The following is an 18,586-nucleotide window of genomic DNA, read 5'->3' as shown; positions in this document are numbered from 1 at the left end:
TCACCGCCGGTATTCCGCGGGGACGGCCCTGGCCGCGACGGCCTCGAAGCGCCGGTCGAAGAGCGAGTCGACCTTGAACCTCTTCACGAAGCCGCCCTCCGCGAGCAGGTCGGCGGTCTCCTGCTCCCACTTGACGGCTTCGTCCCAACTCGGCGGGAACAACGGCTTGTTGGCGAGAGCGGTGATCGACCGTGCCTGGTCGAGGGTCAGGTTCTGCGTCTTGACGTAGAACTCCTCGTTCCAGGTGTCGGGGTGCTCGTACGCCCACACCTGGCCCTTCGCCCAGCGCGGGATGTACGCGGCGACCGCGGCCGCCTTCGCGCGGTCGGCGAGCACCGAGGTGGGCGCCCAGAGCAGGTTGAGCAGGTCCACCACGTCGGTGGTGACGGCGCGGGCGCCCTTGGAGCCGTACTGCTTGAGATAGGCCGGCGCCTGGCTGTTGGCGAGCGGGGCGATGTCCACCTGGCCCGCCTGGAGCGCGGTGAGGAACTGGTTGCTGGTCAGCGGTACGAGCGTCACGTCGTCGTAGGCGAGGCCCGCCTGCTTCAGGGCGCGCAGCAGGACGACCCCCTGCGCCTGGCCCTGGGAGAAGGCCAGCTTCTTCCCCTTGAAACCCCGCACGTCCCGGATGTCGCTGCCGGGCTTGGTGGCGAACAGGTAGTTGGGCTTGCGGGTGACGTCGATCGCGACGATCTTCGCGTCGAAGCCCTGGAAGTGCGCCTGGATCGGCGGGATGCCCGCGTTGTTGGAGACGTCCAGGGACTTGGCGCGGAAGGCGTTGATGACATCGGGGCCGGCGCCGATGTTCACCCAGTCGGACACGGTGAACGGCAGCTCGGACAGCCCCGCCAGCTTGAACTGGAGCTGCTGGACACCTTGGTACGAGGCGATCGAGAGCTTGGTGCCCTGCGGCACCTTGTCGGCCAGGGGCGCCGACAGGTCGCCCTGGGACCGGCTGCCGGCCGCACTGGCACCGGCGCAGCCGCTCAGCCCGGCCGCGGCCGCGGCGCCGAGAAGGGTGGAGAGGAACACACGCCGGTCGACACCGGACGTGGACAGCAGCGAGAGCGAACGGGTCGACCGTGCGGACAGTGGTGGCATGGAGGGACTCCGTAGATCCAAGTGGCGGGAGGGCGCGCGACGTTCCGGGCAGGGCGAAGCCGGACGACGAGGCGGGCGCGCCGATAAGGACACACGCCGGTCGCGTGCCCGAGGCGACGGGGTGACCGGGCGACGGCGGCCGAACGGCCCTGCGAAGGCGTCGGCCGGCCGATCCCGGGTACGACGGATCAGCCGCGCCGGCGGATCAACGTCTCAAGGGATCGGCGACAAGGTGCCGGGGACCAGGTGTCGGTGACGGTGCGTCGGTGACCGTGGGTCGGTGACGACGGGTCAGCGAGAGCCGGCCGGTGGGAAAGGGTCAGCAACAACGTGTGCGTGCGACCCGCATCAGGTCGACCACACGGCACTTGGTGAGCGGAACCTGCACCCGCGCGCTGCTCATGCCCATGATGCTCCTGTCCGGGAACGAGGCCTGTCAACATTCCGAGTTTCTGAATTAATTGACCCCTGGTGGGGAGCCCGGAGCGCCCAGCGGATCCCGGTACAGGACGTCGAGCACGACCGAACCGCCCGCCACGGCCAGCACCGAATCGGGGAAGCTGGTCGGGACGACCGCGGACGCCCGCTCCGGTCCCACCGCCTCGCGCAGCGCGCGAAGGCAGTCCTCCCGGTGGATGACGCCGATCTCGGCGACGACGACCGTCTCCGGGTTGAGCACGTCGAGCAGCAGCCCCGCCGCCCGCCCGACCATCCGGGACCGCTCCGTCAGCAGTTCCACGGCCAGCGGGTCGCCGGCCGCCGCCGCGAAGACCACGTGCATCGGATTCGAGCCGTCCGTGACACCGCGCTCCCGGGCCCGCCGGCTCAGGGTCCGTTCGCTCAGCTCGGCCTGGAGGCACCCCGTCCGGCCGCAGTCGCACCGCTCCGACCCGCCGGTCAGGGGCAGATGGGCGATCGCGCCGGCCTGCGAACGCGGTCCGTAGTGCACCTGGTCGTGGGTGGCGAAGGCGGCGTCCACCACGTTGCCGACGAAGAGGTGCAGCACGCTTCTGCCGCCCCTGGCCCGTCCGAACAGCCGCTCCCCGTTGACCAGCGCCCGCCCGTGGCCGTCCACATGGACCGGCAGCCCGGTGCGTGCCGCGACGGCCTCCCGGACGGCCACGTCACGCCAGCCCAGCAGCGGGTGTTCCACGACGGTGCCGGAGTCCGGGTCCACCCAGCCGCCGGCCGCCACCCCGATGCCGAGGGCTCTGCGGCCGGGAACGCCGGCGAGGAGGGCGGTGATCGCGTCGGCGGCGTTCGCGAGAACGAGGCCCGGCTCGGTGCTGTCGTGCCGCAGACGACGCTCGACGAGGACCCGTCCGCGCAGGTCGAGGAGGGCGACGGTCGTGTACGGCACGGCCACGTGCACCCCGCCGACCACGAAACGGGAGTGGTCCAGGTCGACCGGGAGATGCGGCCTCCCGACCCCGCCCGACCGGCGGGGTGCGGCGGCCTCCCGTATCAGGCCCCGTTCGGTGAACCGGGCGCAGTAGTCGGTCACCGACGCGGGGGAGAGCCCGGTCAGCCGGGAGATGGTGCTGCGGGCGACGGGCCCGTGCTCCAGCACGGACCGCAGGATCACGCTGGCGCTCGCCCGGCGCCGGTCGAGGACGGGGGAGGGAGAGGACGTGGAAGGGGGTGCCACCGTACTGGCCATGAAGTACTTCCTCGGGAGCTGGTCCGGCCGAGCGCCGTCACGTACGCCCCGCCGCGACGGACGCGGCGTGCGCCTGGTGTGGTCCGCTGTGGTCTCGGCGAGCCGGATCCGCTCCGCCCCGCCTCAGGACGGGCGGCGACAGGTGGCCGTGCCCTGGCGTCGCAGGTCGACATAGCGACGCGACGCGAAGTTCAGGGCCTGGGGAACCATGGGTGAAGGGTAGGGGCCGACCGGGGGACCTGCCAGGTGCGCCCAAGGACCGGACAGCCCGGGCCCGTTCCCGCTCCACCTGCGGCCCGTTCCCGCTCCACCTGCGGTCCGTTTCCGTTCCACCCGCCCGTTCCCGCTCCACCCGCCGCCCGTCGATGAAACGCCCGACGCGGTCTTTGGTGAGTCTCCACAGTCCAGGTCTCGAACCTGCCCGTAGCGAAAACGACGTCACCTCAGTGACCAGCATCACCTTCGGGCAGGTGTACCAGGCACTCTTTGTAAGGAGCCCACCAAGGCCCCGCTCCGTGCTTTGTCGAGCGCTGACGGTGATCACCCGTATGCCGCTGGGATAGCGTCGCCGTGTTCCGACCCTGTCCTCCCCCCGGGCTCTCACGAGTCGAGGGGGTACCCCCGTTCGCCGGAGTCCTCATGAGCACCGCTGTCGCCACGCCCTCCCGCCCCGGTGAGGTCCTCGCCGACCTTCTTCCGGCCTCCCGCGTCCGTGACGCCGCCCTCGTGCTCGGCGGTGCCGCGCTCACCGGTCTCGCCGCCCAGATCTCGCTGCCCGTCCCGGGTTCCCCGGTGCCGGTGACCGGCCAGACCTTCGCCGCGCTGCTCGTCGGCACGGCGCTCGGCACGCGCCGCGGCTTCCTGTCGCTCGCGGTGTACGCGCTGGCGGGCATGGTCGGCGTCCCGTGGTTCGCCGAGGGCAGCTCCGGCGCCTCGGCCCCGTCCTTCGGCTACATCCTCGGCATGCTGCTCGCGTCGACCGTCGTGGGCGCCCTGGCCCGCCGCGGCGCCGACCGTTCCGTGCTGCGCATGGCGGGCACGATGCTGCTCGGCGAGGCGATCATCTACGCGGTCGGCGTGCCCTACCTGGCCCTGGCCACCGGCATGTCGGCGAGCGCGGCCGTCGCGGCGGGCCTCACCCCGTTCCTGATCGGCGACGCCCTCAAGGCCGCCCTGGCGATGGGCATCCTGCCCACCGCGTGGAAGCTCGTCGACAAGAAGTGACGCCCACGCCGGTGCGGCGACGGCCCCACCGGCCGTGACGCACCGGCCGTGACGCACCGGTCGTGAAAGAAGGGGAGGGCCCGCGGCGGATCGCCGCGGGCCCTCCCCTTTTCAGGCCTCGGTGGCGGGTCAGGCGCCGACCTCGGCCCGGGTCTCCTCGCGCGAGTCGCTCGCGACCGGCTGCGCGGAAGAACGGGCACCCGCGCCGGCCTTCTGCCGGACGAAGGCGATGACCAGCACGATCGCCGCGACGAGCAGCGACAGCAGCACGGTCTCCCGGCCGTCGTGCTCGGTGTCGGTCAGCATGTAGCCGAGCACGAAGACGATCATCGCGGCCGTCGCCCAGGTCAGATACGGGTAGAGCCACATCCGCACGACGAGCTTCTCCGGCGCCTCGCGCTGGATGATCTTCCGCATCCGCAGCTGCGAGAAGCAGATGGCGAGCCACACGAACAGGGCCACCGCGCCGGAGGAGTTGACCAGGAACAGGAAGACCGAGTCCGGGAACTTGTAGTTGAAGAAGACGGCCAGGAAGCCGAACGCCACCGAGACGAGGATGGCGGTCATCGGCACACCGCGCCGCGTGGTGCGGGCGAACGCCTTCGGCGCGTCCCCGCGCTGACCGAGCGAGAAGGCCATCCGGGAGGCGGTGTAGAGACCGGAGTTGAGGCAGGACAGCACGGACGTCAGCACGATGACGTTCATGATCTGACCGGCGTGCGCGATGCCGAGGGAGTCCAGGGCGGCGACGTACGAGCCCTTGTCCTTGATCGACGGGTCGTTCCAGGGCAGCAGGGCGACGACGACGAGGATCGAGCCCAGGTAGAAGACGGCGATGCGCCAGATGATGCTGTTCGTCGACTTGGTCACGGCCCGCTGCGGGTCCTCGGACTCACCGGCGGCGAGGGTCGCGATCTCGCTGCCCATGAAGGAGAAGACGACCAGCAGCACGCCGGTGAGGATCGCTCCGGGGCCGTGCGGCAGGAAGCCGCCGTGGCCGGTCAGATTGCCGAGACCGGCCTTCGGCGCGTCCACGCCCGGCAGCACCCCGAGGATCGCGAGCGCGCCGACCACGATGAACGCGCCGATCGCCACGACCTTGATCCCGGCGAACCAGAACTCGAACTCGCCGTAGGAGCCGACCGAGACCAGGTTGGTGGCCGTCAGCACCACCATCACGATGAGCGCCCAGCCCCACTGCGGTACGGCGGGCATCCACCCTTCGAGGATCTTGGCTCCGGCGGTGGCCTCCACGGCCAGCACCACCACCCAGAAGAACCAGTACAGCCAGCCGATGGAGAAGCCCGCCCAGCGGCCGAGCGCGCGGTCGGCGTGCGCGGAGAACGAGCCCGAGGTCGGATTGGCGGCGGACATCTCGCCGAGCATCCGCATCACCAGCACCACGAGCGTGCCGACGAGGGCGTACGAGAGAAGGATGCCGGGGCCGGCGGTGGCGATGCCGGTGCTGGAGCCGACGAAGAGCCCGGCGCCGATGACGCCGCCGATGGCGATCATCGACAGATGACGGTTCTTGAGTCCGGCCTGGAGGCCGCCACCGGGTTCTCCGGGGCCTCCGGGGGCCTGAGCGGCCTTCGCGGGGGTCGGCTGCGAGGTCATGAAGGGGATTCCTTTGCGCCGGATGAGCAGATTCCCGTACAGAGCGCCCGACCCGTACGAGCGGTGTACGGGGCGCCCGCCGATCCGTCGTGAGGGTCGGCGTACAAGTTGGTCCAGTGAAACGGAGGCAAATGGATTCGTGAACCTTTGAATCCAGATCGTTACTTGAGGTTTCCTTGAGGTTCTGTAGGCTGTCTCGCAGTTTTGCCGTGTGGGACCCGGCGCGGCCGACCGGAAACGGCCGTGTCACACTCGGACCATGCGCGTGTATCTCGGATCCGACCATGCCGGTCTCGAACTGAAGAACCACCTCGTCGAGTGGCTCAAGGCCGCCGGCCACGAGCCCGTCGACTGCGGGCCCCACATCTATGACGCCCAGGACGACTACCCGCCGTTCTGCCTCCGCGCGGCGGAGCGCACCGCGGCCGACCCCGATGGCCTCGGCGTCGTCATCGGCGGCTCCGGCAACGGCGAGCAGATCGCCGCGAACAAGGTCGCCGGTGTACGGGCCGTGCTCGCCTGGAGCCAGGAGACCGCCGCACTGGGCCGCGAGCACAACAACGCGAACGTCATCTCCGTCGGCGCCCGTATGCACACCGAGGAAGAGGCGACGAAGTTCGTCGAGACCTTCCTCGGCACGCCCTTCACGGGCGAGGAGCGTCACGTCCGCCGCATCGAGATGCTCGCGGACTACGAGAAGACCCGGGAACTCCCGCCGATCCCGGCCCACCACCCGCAGCAGCCGCAGGCGTAGCACCGACGGGCGGCGGACCGGCGGTCCGCCCGGACCGCCGGACGGGACGGACAGCAGGAGGAACGGTGCCCGAGGGGCACACCATTCACCGGCTCGCGCAGGACTACCTCGCCGCGTTCGGTGGCCGCGGCGTCCGCGTCACCAGCCCCCAGGGCAGGTTCGGTGACGCCGCGGCCCTCCTCGACGGATCGGTCCTGGCCGAGACGCAGGCCCACGGCAAGCACCTGTTCCTCGGGTTCCGTCCGGGGCGGTGGATCCACATCCACCTCGGTCTCTTCGGCAAGGTCGGCTTCGGCGGCACACCCGCCCCGCCGCCCACCGACACCGTCCGCCTGCGGCTGGTGAACGAGACCGCGTACGTCGACCTGCGCGGCCCCACCACCTGCGCGCTGATCACGGACGACGAGAAGCGCGCGATACACGACCGCCTCGGCCCGGACCCGCTGCGCCCGGACGCCGATCCCGCGGCGGCCTACCGCCGCGTCTCCCGCAGCCGTACGACGATCGCCGCGCTGCTGATGGACCAGAAGGTCGTCGCGGGCGTCGGCAACGTCTACCGCGCGGAGGTCCTCTTCCGGCACGGCATCGACCCGTACCGCGCGGGCAAGGATCTCGGCGCCGCGGAGTGGGACGCGATCTGGGCCGACCTCGTGGACCTCATGAGCGAGGGCGTCCGCAACAACCGCATCGACACGGTCCGTCCGGAGCACACCCCGGAGGCGATGGGCCGCCCGCCGCGCGTGGACGACCACGGCGGCGAGGTCTACGTCTACCGCAGGGCCGACCTGCCCTGCCACATCTGTGGCGGCGAGATCAGCACCGCCGACCTCGCCGCCCGCAACCTCTTCTGGTGCCCCGCCTGCCAGCGGGCCTGAATCCGGACGGCGCCCGGAGCGGACGGGCTCTCAGAACCCGTGCGGCAGCCAGGGGGCGACCACCGAGGCGAACGCCGTCGCGGCCTCCGCCAGCGCCCCGTGCCGCAGTTCACGCACCCTTCCGCCGGCCGCGAGCGAGGCCAGTGACACCCCGCCGAGATAGGCGGCCCCCAACTCCCGCACGCTCAGGGCGAGATCGGGCGCGTCCTCGGTCCGTACGCACACCGCGCCCTTGGCGTCGCCGGTGAGCCGCCAGCGCCCCTCGTTCCAGGGGCAGAAGGGGTCCTCGACCTCGAACACCACGTCCACCGGGGCCTGATAGGTCCGCGCCTCCAGCGCGGCCCCGACCTCCACGAGCCGCACGTGCAGCGAGTCCTTCACCCGCAGCTGGCAGCGGCGGATGTCCGAGACCAGGTGCTGCCAGCCCTCGTCCACGGGACGGCCCCGGGTCCGCAGCGTGGACGTCAGGTCGATGTCGAAGAGGAACCGCCACAGCGCGGCCCGCACCGCCGGGTCCAGTCCCTCGAGGTCCACCGTCGTCACGACCCCGTTGTGCCCGGCGGGCCCCCACTCCGGCTTGACCCGGAAACGCGTGTACCCGACGATCTCGCCGTCCCGCTCGGCGACCACGCACTGCAACGGCGAGGCGCCGCTCCGCTCGCTCGCCGGGTCGAGCAGCATGAGCCGCTGCCAGCCGGGGCGGCGGGCCAGCATCCCGGGCCGCTGCGGCACGACCCGCGCGTACACCGCCTCGCACGCCTCCAGTACGTCCCCGGGCGCCGCGTACCGTAGCCGTACGTCGTCGGTCCCGGGCGGCACGGCCAGCGTCACGCGGGCGGTGTCGATCTCCGCGCTGATCGACGAGGTCGCGATGCCGTAGCCGAACCGGCCGTAGATCACCGGCTCCGACGCGACGAGGACGGCGAGCGCCTCACCGCCGGCCCGGACGTCGTCCAGCTGGCGGCGCATCATCGCGGTGAGCACCCCGCGCCGCCGGTGCGTGGCCGCGACGCTGACCATCGTGACCCCGGCCGCCGGTACCGAGGCGCCGCCGGGGACCGTGACACGGAAGGAGAAGGCCCCCGCCGTACCCACACAGTCCTTCCCGTCCCACACGCCCAGCGAACGGTCGTACTCTGTGAGCGCGCTCCACAGTTCGCGCTCCTCGGACGACTCCGCCACACCTCCGAACGCGCGGATCAGGTTTTCGTACCATTCGTCCCAGTCGGCCTGCCGCAGCACCCGAACGTCAGTCGTCATAGCCCATGCCTACCAGGGCAATGCGGTACGAGCGAGGGAATTTCGCCCGTCCGCGACAGCCCCCGACCGGAATGTGCCGTCGCAGTTCTCTGTGAAGTTGAGCGCTCGGAGGGGGGACAAGTGGGACCTCACGTGCCGAGCGCCTGGTCCGATGGATAGGGTCCCGAACTAATGGCAGCAGGACGAGAGCGGCGCGCTGAAGCCGATACGTTCACGGCCCGGTTGAAGATGCAATGGCACCGGGCCCGCACAGGGCTGCGCAGATCCGCCGTCGACTACTTCCGCGGGGACGGTTCCGACTGGATCGCGCTGGCCGGTCTGCTGATCATGATCCCGGTGATCGCCTCCACGACCCTGGTCAACTCGGTGTGGTGCTCGCCCGCAGCCCTGGTCCTGCCGATCGTGGCCGGCGGACTGCTGCTCCGGCCCGCCAGCCTGCTCGGGCTGTACGCGGCCGCCGCCACCGCGCTGATAGTGGAGTCCGTGAAGCTCGGCCCGTACACCGAGGGCCCCTCCCGGGTCACCCCGGGCGTGGTCCTGGTGGTCGCGGCCTGCGGCTTCTTCGGACTCCTGATCGCACAGTTCCGCAGCCGGGTGGGTGTGCCCTGGCGGCGGGGCGGCACCATGCTCTTCGACCTGCGCGAACGCATCCGCGTGCAGAGCAAGCTCCCGAAGCTGCCGGTGGGCTGGCACCGCGAGATGGCGCTGCGCCCGGCGGGCGGCCAGTCCTTCTCCGGCGACTTCGTCGTGGCAGCCCGGACGAACGGCGGCCGGACCCTCGAAGTCGTCCTCACCGACGTCTCCGGCAAGGGAATGGACGCGGGCTCCCGCGCCCTGCTGCTGTCCGGGGCCTTCGGCGGCCTCCTCGGCTCCCTGCCGCCGCACGCCTTCCTGCCCGCCGCGAACGGCTATCTGCTGCGCCAGGACTGGGACGAGGGCTTCGCGACCTCGATCCATCTGGTGCTCGATCTCGACTCGGGCGACTACGAACTCTTCTCGGCCGGGCACCCGCCGGGCCTCCAGCTCAGCGCGGGCAGCGGCCGCTGGGAGGAGAAGGTCGCGGAAGGCCCCCTGCTCGGTGTGTACGACGGTGCCCAGTTCGACCCGGTGAAGGGCTCGCTGCGGCCCGGGGACGTGCTCATGCTGTTCACGGACGGACTGGTCGAAACCGCCGACCGGGACATCGTCGAGGGCATCGACCGGCTCACCGGGGAGGCCGACCGCTATGTCGCCGGCGGATTCCACGGCGCCGCCTGGCACCTCATCGAGGCGGTGGCCAGGGACGTCAACGACGACCGGGCCCTCCTGCTCATCTGCCGCGACGGTCTGACCCCGGTACGCTGACCCGCGCCCCGCGGATTCCCGCGACCCGGGCGGCGGCCCGTACCGAGGAGACACCGAGCGCGTGACCCGACCCCTCCTGACCCTGGCCGAAGTCGAGGCGCTCGCCCGTGCGGCACACGCCGCCCAGACCGACAAGGCCGGCCGGCCGTACGCCGAGCACCTCCAGGCCGTGGCGGACGGGGTCCGTGAACGCGGGGGAGACGACGACCAGATAGCGGCGGCCTGGCTGCACGACGCCGTCGAGGACGACGCCCTCTCCGCGGACTGGCTGGACGAGGCCGCGCTGAGCCCTCGTACGAAGGACATCGTGCTGGCGCTCACCAAGGCGCAGGGCGAGTCCCCGGAGGCGTACGCGCACCGCATCCGCACCACCCGGGGCGCCCTGCTGGTCAAGGCGTCCGACCTGGCGCACAACTCCGACCCGTCGCGCCTCGCGGTCCTCGACGAACTCACCCGGGCCCGCCTGACGAGGAAGTACGCGACGATGCGCAGCCTGCTGGGTCTGCCGCCGGGCTGACCGCCGTCCTCTGCTTCCACAGGGCTTCCAGGGCTCCATGACCCCATGACCCCATGACTTCAGGAGCTTCCAGGACTTCCGCAGAGGAAAGGGCGGGCCCGGGGATCCCGGGCCCGCCCTGTTTCCGTCCGTGGACCGGCTACGCGGACGCCTTCGCCCGTTCGCGGGCGACCTCCGCCGCGTCCCGCTTGAACGCCCACTCCATCTTCGGCTCCATCGAGAACCGGAAGATCCGCTGCACCGGCTTGGTGCACAGGGTGGTGACGAGCGCGGCCGCGAGGACCGTCACGGCCGTCTCGCCGAGCGGCTCGTGCACCCATCCGTGGTCGAACCAGCCCCAGTACTCGGAGGCCTTCACGACGAAACCGTGCAGCAGGTAGCCGTACAGCGTGCCCGCGCCGAGCGCCGTGAACCAGAACGTGCGCCGCGGCACCCAGGCGAAGAAGCACGCGGTGAGCACCAGCGAGCAGCCGTAGAGCGCGAGCGTCATGACGACCCCGGCCCACCAGGGGGCACCCAGCTCCTGCGCGCTGTCGCGGTGGAAGAACCAGGCGGTGTTCATCCGGGGCACCGCCCAGTAGCCCACGAGCAGCGCCACGGCGAGGACCGGAACCGACAGCAGACGCACCTCGCGGCGGCGCACCAGCTGGAAGTGCTCGGGTTTCATGAACAGACCGAGGACGAAGAACGGCAGGAACTGCAGCACCCGCTGGAGGTCCAGGTCGTCACCGATCTCGGGCGAGACGGACGCGAGCAGGGCGAGGCACACCGCCAGCGGAATCGGCCAGCGGACCACCTTCCACAGGGGGGTCGTCAGCCGCCAGACGAACAGCGCTATCAGGAACCAGGTGAGGTACCAGGGGTCCAGCAGGCTGATCGCCTGGTCCGAGTCGCCCCCGGCCCAGCGGTCGAAGAGCGAGTACGCCGTCTCGAACAGGACGTACGGGACGACGACACCCGTGACCAGTCGCTTCAGGCGGTCGGGGCGCATGTCGAAGCTGCGCGAGAAGTAGCCGGAGATGATGATGAAGGCCGGCATGTGGAAGGTGTACACGACCGTGTACAGCGCTTCCAGGAAGCGGCTCTGGCCCTTCAGCGGCTCCCACGCGTGACCCATGGCCACGAGCACGATCGCCAGGTACTTGGCGTTGTCGAAGAATGCGTCGCGCTGTCTGGCGGGCCTGGCGCCCGGTGCGGCGCCCGCGGAGGCGACCGTCGTCGCGGACGTCCGGGGCGAGCGCGGGCTCGGCACTCCGTCCGCCGGCTGCTGGGCCGGGGGGAGCGGTGATCTGTGGTGGCCGTGGGGTCGGAGCGAGTTGGTCACAGGCCCTCCCGCCAAGAATTCCGGGGGACGATTCTGGACCTCGCTGCACGAACGGGGGGCGTGGCGGCGTGGAACATCTGAGGCACCCTAGCGTCGTCTGTGCGTTCTCGTAAAACGCCCTATGTCATTCCTGCTTATCGCCTGCGCCTACCCGGGATTCGGAGATGTGTGCCTCCCGATCCGCAAGTGGTTCCGTATATCGATTTGCTTACCGGAAGGGGGTGTTCTGTCCTGGTTCGTGACGATAAAGCAGTGCATAACGCCTGCGGGCGACTCTGGTGATATGTCCGATTGTTGACTCTTCGGGCGTCATCGCCCCCCGCTCGCGGTGTGTGCGCGGCAACAATTCGAATTACCTGCGAACGGGATGTGTGGACATGGCAACGGTCGCTGGGAATTCGCTGTGAGGCGCACCGTCGAATTGCGGCGCGGGGCGGCGTGCGGGGCGAGGCCGGGTGCGGCCCGGGGAGGCGGTGCGGTGTCGTTCCCGGTGGGGCGCCGGCTCGCTCCGGAGGCTGCCGTCGGCCAACGATGCGTCACCCGCCGCATACGAGTGGCCGGTTGGTGGCACGATGGTTCTGGCGGGGGTGTGCGGGGCTGCACCTCCGGGCGGGAGAGCGGACCGACCGTAGGGTGTGATCAGTTGTGGCCATTTCGCTGTCAGTGGTGCTGCTGTTGGCGATCATCCTCGTGGTGCTGATCCGAGGGGGATCCATCAAGCCGGGGCCTGCCATCGTCGCGGTGCTCTTCGGCTTCTTCCTCGCGTCGACCGGCATGGCGCCGTCCATTCAGCGGTTCCTCGACTCGATAGCGCAGACCATCAACTCGATCAGCTTCTGAACGGGCCGCGGCGAAAAGCGCCCGTCGCCGAACGGTGGATACGCGGGGCGCGGGGGCGTACGCCATCACTCGCGCAGAGCGTGCGCCACCGCCCGCGCGCCGGTCGCGGACCCTCCGCGCCCGAAAGTCCCCGCACGAAAGCCCGTGCCCGGAACGCCCCCGGAAACACTCCCGGAAACGACGAGAGCCAGGCGGGGAATCCATCCTCCGGCCTGGCTCTACGTCTTTTGGAGCGGGCGACGGGAATCGAACCCGCGTAGCTAGTTTGGAAGACTAGTGCTCTACCATTGAGCTACGCCCGCACAGCGTGCGCCGCAGGTCAGCGACCGCGGCACAGAATGCATCGTAGCGGGTCGACGGCCCGCAATGCACACCCCGTTCCCGTCCGCGTCGGCGCTCGCGAAATGCGGCAGCCGCACTGCCTGCGGGCATGTACCCTACGTGTCGCACCGACGGGGTGTGGCGCAGCTTGGTAGCGCGTCCGCTTTGGGAGCGGAAGGCCGTGGGTTCAAATCCCGCCACCCCGACCACCGGCAGGACCGCTCAGGATCCGCCCGGACAAGATCACCTTTTGGGGCGTGTACCGCCTGCGGTTACTATGCAAGCTGCGTGCCCGTATGTCTGCACTGTTACGTCTCTCAAGGGCCGCGGAATCCGCCCAGGGCTCCGCCCGGCCGGCAGCGCACGCAGCAGAACCCCCCAAGAAGTCAGCCACAAGGAGACCGAACCGTGAAGAGCGCCGTGGAGACCCTGAACCCGACCCGGGTTCGGCTCACTGTCGAGGTGCCCTTCGAGGAGCTCAAGGACAGCCTCGACGCGGCGTACAAGAAGATCAACCAGCAGGTCACGGTGAAGGGCTTCCGGAAGGGCAAGATCCCGGCGCGCATCATCGACCAGCGGTTCGGTCGGGGCGCCGTGCTCGAGGAGGCCGTCAACGACGCGCTCCCGAAGTTCTACACCGAAGCGGTCAACGAGGCTGAGCTGAACGTCCTCGGCCAGCCCGAGGTGGACATCACCGAGCTGAAGGACGGCGAGACGCTGAACTTCACCGCCGAGGTCGACGTCCGCCCGACCATCGAGATCCCGGACTACTCCGGCATCGAGGTCGAGGTCGACGCCATCGAGGTCAGCGACGAGGACGTCGAGAAGGCCGTCTCGGACCTGCGCGAGCGCTTCGCCTCGACCTCCCCGGTCGAGCGCGCCGCCCAGGACGAGGACGTCGTCACCCTGGACCTCGAGGCCAAGGTCGACGGAGAGGTCCTGGAGGACGGTGTCGCCAGCGGCGTCTCGTACACCATCGGCTCCGGCGAGCTGCTCGACGGCATCGACGAGGCCGTGAAGGGCCTGGAGGCCGGTGGCGAGACCACCTTCACCTCCGAGCTCAAGGGCGGCTCCGCCGCCGGCAAGGAGGCCGAGGTCACCGTCAAGGTCACCCAGGTCGCCGCGCGTGAACTGCCCGAGCTGGACGACGAGTTCGCGCAGCTCGCCTCCGAGTTCGACACCCTCGACGAGCTGAAGGCCGACAGCCGCAAGCGCCTCGAGAACATGAAGCAGTACGACCAGGCCACGCAGGCCCAGGAGCGCGTCCTGGAGAAGCTGCTGGAGCTCGTCGAGGTGCCCGTCCCCGAGAAGCTGCTCGAGGACGAGATCAACACCCGTAAGCACAACCTCGAGCACCACCAGCTCGGCCAGATGGGCCTCGACCTCGCGAAGTACCTGGAGATCCAGGGCAAGACCGAGGAAGAGTTCGACGCCGAGACCAAGGAAGCCGCGGTCAAGGGCATCAAGACGCAGTTCGTCCTCGACGAGCTCGTCAACAAGGAGAAGCTGAACGTCAACCAGGAGGAGCTCACCGAGCACCTCATGCGGCGCGCGGCCTCCTCCGGCATGTCCCCCGACCAGTTCGCCCAGGCCGTCGTCGAGGGCGGCCAGGTCCCGATGCTCGTCGGCGAGGTCGCCCGCGGCAAGGCCCTCGCGGTCGTCGTCGAGGCCGCCACGGTCAAGGACACCAACGGCGAGATCGTCGACCTGGACGACGAGGAGGACGAGACGGCCGAGACCGTCGAGGCCACCGACGCCGCCGAGGAGACCACCGAGGCCTGATCGCCCCGGCAGTAATCCTGGACGGGCCCCCGGAGACTTCACGTCCCCGGGGGCCCGTCGGCGTACCCGGGCGGGGAATCTCTCCTCCGGTCCCCACGGGCATGCCCAGGGGCGCGAGGAACTGCGCGGGCAACCCCCACGGTGCCGCGGCCGCGTCCAGGCCCCCGGGCCCTCGGCGGGTGCGGTCCTTCCGGGGGCGCCACCAGTTCCGCGGGCCTCCCGGGAGGCGGGACCGGGACCTGGTGAGGCGGGCGCAGCACATGCGCTCACAGCGAACAGTTCCCTCTGCGGGATTCCCCGGAGGGACCCGCGCGTTAGGGTCCATGAATACGAGGGCAGGGGAGTTTCCGGACGTCGTCGGGAGGCGGCGCGGAACCCGGGGTCCCAGGCCCTGCAGAAGACGTGAGACGGCCCGGCGCCGTCGTAAGACGAGCAGGTGGATACGTGACGAATCTGATGCCCACAGCTGCCGGCGACCCTATCGGTGGTGGCCTCGGCGACCAGGTCTACAACCGACTGCTCGGCGAGCGGATCATCTTCCTCGGCCAGGCGGTCGACGATGACATCGCCAACAAGATCACGGCGCAGCTGCTGCTCCTTGCCGCCGACCCGGACAAGGACATCTACCTCTACATCAACAGCCCCGGCGGATCGATCACGGCCGGCATGGCGATCTACGACACCATGCAGTTCATCAAGAACGACGTGGTGACGATCGCCATGGGCATGGCGGCCTCGATGGGCCAGTTCCTGCTCAGCGCCGGTACGCCCGGCAAGCGCTTCGCCCTGCCGAACGCCGAGATCCTGATCCACCAGCCCTCCGCGGGTCTCGCGGGCTCCGCGTCGGACATCAAGATCCACGCCGAGCGGCTGCTGCACACCAAGAAGCGGATGGCGGAGCTGACCGCTTTCCACACCGGCCAGACCGTCGAGCAGGTCACGCGTGACTCGGACCGCGACCGCTGGTTCGACCCGATCGAGGCCAAGGAGTACGGCCTCATCGACGACATCGTGCCCACCGCTGCCGGAATGCCGGGCGGCGGCGGCACCGGGGCGTCGTAAGCCCCTCCAGCGCCCCCGAGAGCGGCGCGGGGCCCCTTCCCGTCCTCCGGGTGGGGCGAGGCCCCCAGCGTGCCCTCAGCCGACCGCTCAGCCCTTTCAGGTTTTCCAGGAGACACAGTGAACGACTTCCCCGGCAGCGGCCTCTTCGCCCGCACGCAGGCCGAGTACACCGGTCCTCGCGCGGAGTCCCGCTACGTCATCCCGCGCTTCGTCGAGCGCACCTCGCAGGGCGTGCGCGAGTACGACCCGTACGCGAAGCTGTTCGAGGAGCGCGTGATCTTCCTCGGCGTGCAGATCGACGACGCCTCCGCCAACGACGTCATGGCGCAGCTGCTGTGCCTGGAGTCGATGGACCCCGACCGTGACATCTCGGTCTACATCAACAGCCCCGGCGGTTCGTTCACGGCCCTCACGGCCATCTACGACACGATGCAGTTCGTGAAGCCGGACATCCAGACGGTCTGCATGGGCCAGGCCGCCTCGGCCGCCGCGATCCTGCTGGCCGCCGGCACCCCGGGCAAGCGCATGGCGCTCCCGAACGCGCGTGTGCTGATCCACCAGCCCTACAGCGAGACCGGACGCGGTCAGGTCTCGGACCTCGAGATCGCCGCGAACGAGATCCTCCGGATGCGCGGTCAGCTGGAAGACATGCTGGCCAAGCACTCGACCACGCCGATCGAGAAGATCCGCGAGGACATCGAGCGCGACAAGATCCTCACGGCCGAGGACGCACTGGCCTACGGCCTGATCGACCAGATCATCTCCACCCGGAAGATGAACAACTCCGCGGTCGTGTGACGTATCGCAGTATCGTCTGCCGTTCCCTGGCGCGGTTCACGACAAAGTGAACCGCGCCAAGGGGGGCCCGAACGAGGGGCTCGGCAAGGTACCGTCGGACATAAGGCAGCACCAGGAGCCGCTGGATCCAGGCGGCTCCCAGGCGAAGGGGAAGCACACCGTGGCACGCATCGGTGACGGCGGCGATCTGCTCAAGTGCTCGTTCTGCGGCAAGAGCCAGAAGCAGGTCAAGAAGCTCATCGCAGGCCCCGGTGTGTACATCTGCGACGAGTGCATCGATCTCTGCAACGAGATCATCGAGGAAGAACTCGCCGAGACGAGCGAGGTGCGCTGGGAGGAACTTCCCAAGCCCCGCGAGATCTACGAGTTCCTCGAGGGGTACGTGGTCGGTCAGGAGTCGGCCAAGAAGGCGCTCTCCGTCGCGGTGTACAACCACTACAAGCGCGTCCAGGCCGGCGAGAACAGCACGGGCCAGAACCGCGAGGACGCCATCGAGTTGGCGAAGTCCAACATCCTTCTGCTGGGTCCCACGGGCTCCGGCAAGACGCTCCTCGCCCAGACCCTCGCACGCATGCTGAACGTCCCGTTCGCCATCGCCGACGCGACGGCGCTGACGGAGGCGGGGTACGTGGGCGAGGACGTCGAGAACATCCTGCTGAAGCTGATCCAGGCCGCGGACTACGACGTCAAGAAGGCCGAGACCGGGATCATCTACATCGACGAGATCGACAAGGTCGCCCGTAAGAGCGAAAACCCGTCGATCACGCGCGATGTGTCCGGCGAGGGTGTCCAGCAGGCCCTGCTCAAGATCCTCGAGGGCACGACGGCCTCGGTGCCGCCGCAGGGCGGACGCAAGCACCCGCACCAGGAGTTCATCCAGATCGACACGACGAACGTCCTGTTCATCGTGGGCGGTGCCTTCGCGGGCCTGGAGAAGCTCATCGAGTCCCGGGCCGGCGCGAAGGGCATCGGCTTCGGCGCGACGATCCGCTCCAAGCGCGAGCTGGAGTCCAAGGACCAGTTCGAGGCCGTCATGCCGGAGGACCTGGTCAAGTTCGGCATGATCCCCGAGTTCATCGGCCGTCTGCCGGTCATCACCTCGGTCCACAACCTGGACCGCGAGGCGCTCCTGCAGATCCTGGTCGAGCCGCGCAACGCGCTGGTGAAGCAGTACCAGCGGCTCTTCGAACTCGACGGCGTGGAGCTGGACTTCGAGCGTGAGGCGCTGGAGGCCATCGCCGACCAGGCCATCCTGCGCCAGACCGGCGCGCGCGGTCTGCGCGCCATCATGGAGGAAGTCCTCCAGGCCGTGATGTACGAAGTCCCGTCCCGCAAGGACGTGGCCCGCGTCGTCATCACCGCCGACGTCGTCCTGCGCAACGTCAACCCGACCCTGATCCCGAGGGACGCCCGCCGCGGCGGCCCGGGCGAGGCGAAGACCGCGTAGTCGACGCACCCCAGAACGACAAGACGCCCGGCGGACGACCGCCGGGCGTCTTCTTGTTGCTGGTGCCGCCCGGTCCGGCTCCCGCTGAGCGAAGCGATCGAGCCAGATTCACGGCGGGCCTTGAAAGCGGTCCTCCCCCGATGATCGACTGAACTCGACCGCATCGACCATGTGTTCGGTTTTCGGTGAAGTGAAACGGGAGGGTGCGGCATGCTGTCGCAGAAGATCAGGCGGATCGTATTGTCCGCGAGCGTGATTGCCGCAGTAGGGGCTGTGCCTCTGGTGGCGGCGAGCCCGGCCTCGGCCACCCCCAAGCAGTGCGAGGGAGTGGTGAGGGGCAACGGCTACGTGGTCGGACCGAAGGTGAGGACCGCCTGCAGCTGGCCGAGTCTCAACGGCACGCCCAACGCGCTGTGTCTGCAGAAGCTGGTGATCGCCGGCGTCAAGTACGACGTCGCGGAGACCGCCTGTTCCTGGGCCTGAGGGCACCGCGTCCGTCGAACTGACGGATGACCTGCTCGCACCGGGGCGGGGGGGGGGCCCCCCCCCCCCCCCCCCCCCCCCGGGGGGGGGGGGGGGGCGGGGGGGGGGGGGGGGGCCCCACCGTACCCCAAGAACCAGGGGGGGGGGGGGCGCGGCCACGAGCCCGGCGGCGGGCCG

General features: G+C 69.8%; 16 protein-coding genes and 2 tRNA genes. 12 read left to right on the top strand and 6 right to left on the bottom strand.

What is annotated here, in order from left to right:
* Entirely contained in the window at positions 1-1,101 is a 1,101-nt protein-coding gene (locus ACH4S8_RS12155) for an ABC transporter substrate-binding protein (RefSeq protein ID WP_398392699.1), read from the bottom strand.
* Positions 1,102-1,558: 457 nt separating this feature from the next.
* Positions 1,559-2,761, bottom strand: coding sequence for an ROK family protein (locus tag ACH4S8_RS12150; RefSeq protein WP_398392697.1), 1,203 nt, complete (start codon positions 2,759-2,761; stop codon positions 1,559-1,561).
* Between the two features lie 639 nt (positions 2,762-3,400).
* On the opposite strand from ACH4S8_RS12150, the gene ACH4S8_RS12145 reads away from it, so the two are divergent.
* A complete protein-coding gene (locus ACH4S8_RS12145; protein ID WP_398392695.1) occupies positions 3,401-3,985 on the top strand; it encodes a biotin transporter BioY in 585 nt (194 codons plus the stop codon).
* A 129-nt stretch (positions 3,986-4,114) separates the two neighbouring features.
* Here ACH4S8_RS12145 and ACH4S8_RS12140 read toward each other — a convergent pair whose 3' ends face one another.
* The gene (locus ACH4S8_RS12140) at positions 4,115-5,602 is read right to left on the bottom strand and encodes an amino acid permease (protein WP_398392693.1); all 1,488 of its coding nucleotides are present in this window, start codon (positions 5,600-5,602) and stop codon (positions 4,115-4,117) included.
* A gap of 259 nt (positions 5,603-5,861) precedes the next feature.
* On the opposite strand from ACH4S8_RS12140, the gene ACH4S8_RS12135 reads away from it, so the two are divergent.
* Both ACH4S8_RS12135 and ACH4S8_RS12130 read left to right on the top strand, forming a co-directional pair.
* A complete protein-coding gene (locus ACH4S8_RS12135) occupies positions 5,862-6,356 on the top strand; it encodes a ribose-5-phosphate isomerase (RefSeq protein ID WP_398392691.1) in 495 nt (164 codons plus the stop codon).
* 65 nt (positions 6,357-6,421) lie between these two features.
* Positions 6,422-7,231, top strand: a complete 810-nt coding sequence (locus tag ACH4S8_RS12130) for an Fpg/Nei family DNA glycosylase (RefSeq protein ID WP_398392689.1) — start codon at positions 6,422-6,424, stop codon at positions 7,229-7,231.
* Between the two features lie 30 nt (positions 7,232-7,261).
* Here ACH4S8_RS12130 and ACH4S8_RS12125 read toward each other — a convergent pair whose 3' ends face one another.
* A complete protein-coding gene (locus tag ACH4S8_RS12125; RefSeq protein WP_398392687.1) occupies positions 7,262-8,491 on the bottom strand; it encodes a GNAT family N-acetyltransferase in 1,230 nt (409 codons plus the stop codon).
* Positions 8,492-8,662: 171 nt separating this feature from the next.
* Between ACH4S8_RS12125 and ACH4S8_RS12120 the strand changes: the two genes are divergently transcribed.
* Both ACH4S8_RS12120 and ACH4S8_RS12115 read left to right on the top strand, forming a co-directional pair.
* A complete protein-coding gene (locus tag ACH4S8_RS12120; RefSeq protein ID WP_398392685.1) occupies positions 8,663-9,835 on the top strand; it encodes a PP2C family protein-serine/threonine phosphatase in 1,173 nt (390 codons plus the stop codon).
* A gap of 61 nt (positions 9,836-9,896) precedes the next feature.
* Positions 9,897-10,352 carry an HD domain-containing protein gene (locus ACH4S8_RS12115; protein ID WP_398392683.1) on the top strand — a complete coding sequence of 152 codons (456 nt, stop codon included), beginning with the start codon at positions 9,897-9,899 and terminating at the stop codon, positions 10,350-10,352.
* A gap of 139 nt (positions 10,353-10,491) precedes the next feature.
* On the opposite strand, the gene ACH4S8_RS12110 is transcribed toward ACH4S8_RS12115, so the two are convergent.
* Entirely contained in the window at positions 10,492-11,676 is a 1,185-nt protein-coding gene (locus ACH4S8_RS12110) for an acyltransferase family protein (RefSeq protein ID WP_398392681.1), read from the bottom strand.
* 645 nt (positions 11,677-12,321) lie between these two features.
* On the opposite strand from ACH4S8_RS12110, the gene ACH4S8_RS12105 reads away from it, so the two are divergent.
* Positions 12,322-12,516, top strand: coding sequence for a hypothetical protein (locus ACH4S8_RS12105; RefSeq protein WP_398392679.1), 195 nt, complete (start codon positions 12,322-12,324; stop codon positions 12,514-12,516).
* Between the two features lie 228 nt (positions 12,517-12,744).
* Here ACH4S8_RS12105 and ACH4S8_RS12100 read toward each other — a convergent pair.
* Positions 12,745-12,818 (bottom strand) — tRNA-Gly (locus tag ACH4S8_RS12100).
* A 151-nt stretch (positions 12,819-12,969) separates the two neighbouring features.
* On the opposite strand from ACH4S8_RS12100, the gene ACH4S8_RS12095 reads away from it, so the two are divergent.
* The 6 genes from ACH4S8_RS12095 (at position 12,970) to ACH4S8_RS12070 (ending at position 18,409) form a co-directional block, all read left to right on the top strand.
* Positions 12,970-13,046, top strand: a tRNA-Pro gene (locus ACH4S8_RS12095).
* 199 nt (positions 13,047-13,245) lie between these two features.
* Complete coding sequence (gene tig / locus ACH4S8_RS12090; protein ID WP_398392677.1) at positions 13,246-14,619, top strand: trigger factor; 1,374 nt, start codon at positions 13,246-13,248, stop codon at positions 14,617-14,619.
* Between the two features lie 456 nt (positions 14,620-15,075).
* Positions 15,076-15,681, top strand: coding sequence for an ATP-dependent Clp protease proteolytic subunit (locus tag ACH4S8_RS12085; RefSeq protein WP_037618823.1), 606 nt, complete (start codon positions 15,076-15,078; stop codon positions 15,679-15,681).
* A gap of 117 nt (positions 15,682-15,798) precedes the next feature.
* Entirely contained in the window at positions 15,799-16,479 is a 681-nt protein-coding gene (locus ACH4S8_RS12080; protein ID WP_339129346.1) for an ATP-dependent Clp protease proteolytic subunit, read from the top strand.
* A 160-nt stretch (positions 16,480-16,639) separates the two neighbouring features.
* A complete protein-coding gene (gene clpX, locus ACH4S8_RS12075; protein WP_398392674.1) occupies positions 16,640-17,926 on the top strand; it encodes an ATP-dependent Clp protease ATP-binding subunit ClpX in 1,287 nt (428 codons plus the stop codon).
* Positions 17,927-18,178: 252 nt separating this feature from the next.
* Entirely contained in the window at positions 18,179-18,409 is a 231-nt protein-coding gene (locus ACH4S8_RS12070; protein WP_398392672.1) for a hypothetical protein, read from the top strand.
* Positions 18,410-18,586 lie beyond the last annotated feature (177 nt).

Source organism: Streptomyces sp. NPDC021080, from assembly GCF_044333225.1.
Classification (GTDB): domain Bacteria; phylum Actinomycetota; class Actinomycetes; order Streptomycetales; family Streptomycetaceae; genus Streptomyces.
This window is presented reverse-complemented; position numbering and strand designations above follow the sequence as displayed.